This is a genomic window from Streptomyces sp. WELS2 (genome assembly GCF_013870595.1).
Classification (GTDB): domain Bacteria; phylum Actinomycetota; class Actinomycetes; order Streptomycetales; family Streptomycetaceae; genus Streptomyces.
Window position 1 is genome coordinate 1 of record NZ_JACBWZ010000911.1, and the last position, 2,314, is coordinate 2,314.

2 protein-coding genes and 1 pseudogene are annotated in these 2,314 nt (G+C 75.0%); all 3 read left to right on the forward strand.

From position 1 onward, the window contains the following. Nucleotides 1-594, forward strand: a pseudogene (locus tag H5J33_RS31635) (gfo/Idh/MocA family oxidoreductase); the annotation flags it as partial. Continuing rightward, nucleotides 591-1,436: a PmoA family protein gene (locus H5J33_RS31640; RefSeq protein ID WP_181798183.1), complete on the forward strand. Its 846-nt coding sequence runs from the start codon at nt 591-593 to the stop codon at nt 1,434-1,436. The pseudogene H5J33_RS31635 and the gene H5J33_RS31640, both read left to right, overlap by 4 nt. Further along, the coding region (locus tag H5J33_RS31645; RefSeq protein ID WP_181798184.1) for a glycoside hydrolase 43 family protein at nt 1,433-2,314 on the forward strand (882 nt) is incomplete at its 3' end. The genes H5J33_RS31640 and H5J33_RS31645, both read left to right, overlap by 4 nt.

Below are 2,314 nucleotides of genomic sequence, written 5' to 3' on the forward strand. Positions count from 1 at the left end.
GTGCTCACCAACCCCCTCGCACACGCCGTCGCCACCGGTCTCGCCCTGCTCGGCACCACCCGCGCCGAGGACGTCACCGGCGTCGAGACCGAGCTGCTGCGCGCCAACGACATCGAGTCCGACGACACCTCCTGCGTCCGCGTGCGCACCCCGCGCGGACCGGTCACGGTCGCCGCGACCCTGTGCGCCGAGCACCCCGGGGAGCCGTATGTGCTGGTGCACGGCGACCGCGGCCGGATCACCTTCTGGTACAAGCAGGACCGGGTGCTGCTCCAGCGCGCCGGTCACGGCCCCGAGGAGACCGGCTACGGCCGCACCGACCTGCTGGAGAACCTGGCCGGCCACCTGGCGCACGGCACCGCGCTGCTGGTCCCGCCGGACGAGACCGGCGCCTTCATGCGGGTCGTCGAGGCGATCCGCACCGCCCCCGACCCGGCACCCCTGCCCAGGACCGCCTGGCGGCCGCTGCCGGACGAGCGGCGCCGGATCGTGCCCGGCGTGGAGGGCCTGGTCGCGGCGGCGGCGGACACCCTCGCCCTCTACTCCGAACTGGGCGCCTCCTGGGCCCTGCCGAACGAGGTGAGCACCCGATGACATCCCACGACACCCTGGTCCTGCGGGCCGCGGGCCGCCCGGTCGGCCGCTACGTCACCCGGCCCGGCCTGCCCGCCCGGCTCGCCCCGCGCCCCTATCTGCACCCCGTCACCACCCTGGCCGGCACGCCGGTCACCGAGGTGAGCCCCGCCGACCACGCGCACCACCTCGGCGTCGGTGTCGCCGTTCCCGACGTCGAGGGGCACAACTTCTGGGGCGGCCGCACCTTCGTGCGCGACCGGGGGCCGACCGAGCTGGACAACCACGGCGTCCAGCGGCACACCGGCTTCCAGCTGTGCGACCCGGACGGCTTCGTGGAGGAGCTGCGCTGGGCCGCCGCCGGCACCGAGCTGCTGCGCGAGCGCCGTACGGTCGCGGCCACCGGGCTCGCCGAGGCCGCCTGGGCGCTGGACTTCACCTTCTCCCTCACCAACGTCACCCCCCGCCCGCTGTCCCTGGGCAGCCCCGCCACCAACGGCCGGCCCGGCGCGGCCTACGGCGGCTTCTTCTGGCGGGCCCGCAAGGAGCCCCGGCCCCCCGAGGTCTTCACCGCCGACCGGGAGGGCGAGGCCGAGGTGCACGGCACCCGCGCCGGCTGGCTCGCGCTGGCCGGCGACGGCTGGACGCTGGCGTTCACCGGGGCCACCGAGGACACCCGCCGCGACCCCTGGTTCGTCCGGGCCGCCGAGTACCCCGGGGTGGGCTCCTCCCTGGCGCACACCGAGCGGCTGACGATCGCGCCCGGCGAGACCGTCGTGCGCCGGATCGTCACCGTCGTCGCCGACGGCCGCCCGGCCCGCGACGAGGTGGCCGCCCTGGTCCGCAAGGCGGTGGCCCAGTGAACGGGACCTACCGCAACCCGGTGCTGAACGCCGACTGGTCCGACCCGGACGTGGTCCGCGTCGGCGACGACTTCTACCTCACCGCCTCCAGCTTCGGCCGCGCCCCCGGACTGCCCCTGCTGCACTCCCGGAACCTGGTCGACTGGACCCTCGTCGGACACGCCCTCGAACGCCTGGAACCGGAGGAGGAGTTCGCCCTGCCCCGGCACGACCGCGGGGTCTGGGCACCGTCCATCCGGCACCACGACGACCGCTTCTGGATCTTCTGGGGCGACCCGGACCAGGGCGTCTTCCAGGTCAACGCGCCCGAGATCAGGGGCCCGTGGACCCGGCCCCACCTGGTCGAGGCGGGCAGGGGACTGATCGACCCGTGCCCGCTGTGGGACGACGGGACCGGCGAGGCCTACCTCGTGCACGCCTGGGCCAAGTCCCGCTCCGGCGTCAAGAACCGCCTCACCGGCCACCGGATGCACCCCGACGCCACCTCGCTGCTCGACGAGGGCAAGGTGATCGTCGACGGCGACCGCATCCCCGGCTGGTTCACCCTCGAAGGGCCCAAGCTCTACCGGCACGACGGCTGGTTCTGGATCCTCGCGCCCGCCGGGGGAGTGGAGACCGGCTGGCAGGGGGCGTTCCGCTCGCGCGGGTTCTTCGGGCCGTACGAGGAGCGGATCGTGCTGGAGCAGAAGGACACCGACGTCAACGGCCCCCACCAGGGCGGCTGGGTGCGCACCGCGGCCGGCGAGGACTGGTTCCTGCACTTCCAGCAGCGCGGCCCGTACGGCAGGGTGGTCCACCTCCAGCCGATGCGCTGGGAAAGGGACGGCTGGCCGGTGCTGGGGGACGAGGGCGCGCCCGTCGCCGTACACCGGCGGCCC

Coding starts and splice junctions, on each gene's coding strand:
- H5J33_RS31640 (WP_181798183.1), top strand. CDS start 591: ATGACATCCCACGACACCCTGGTCCTGCGGGCCGCGGGCCGCCCGGTC.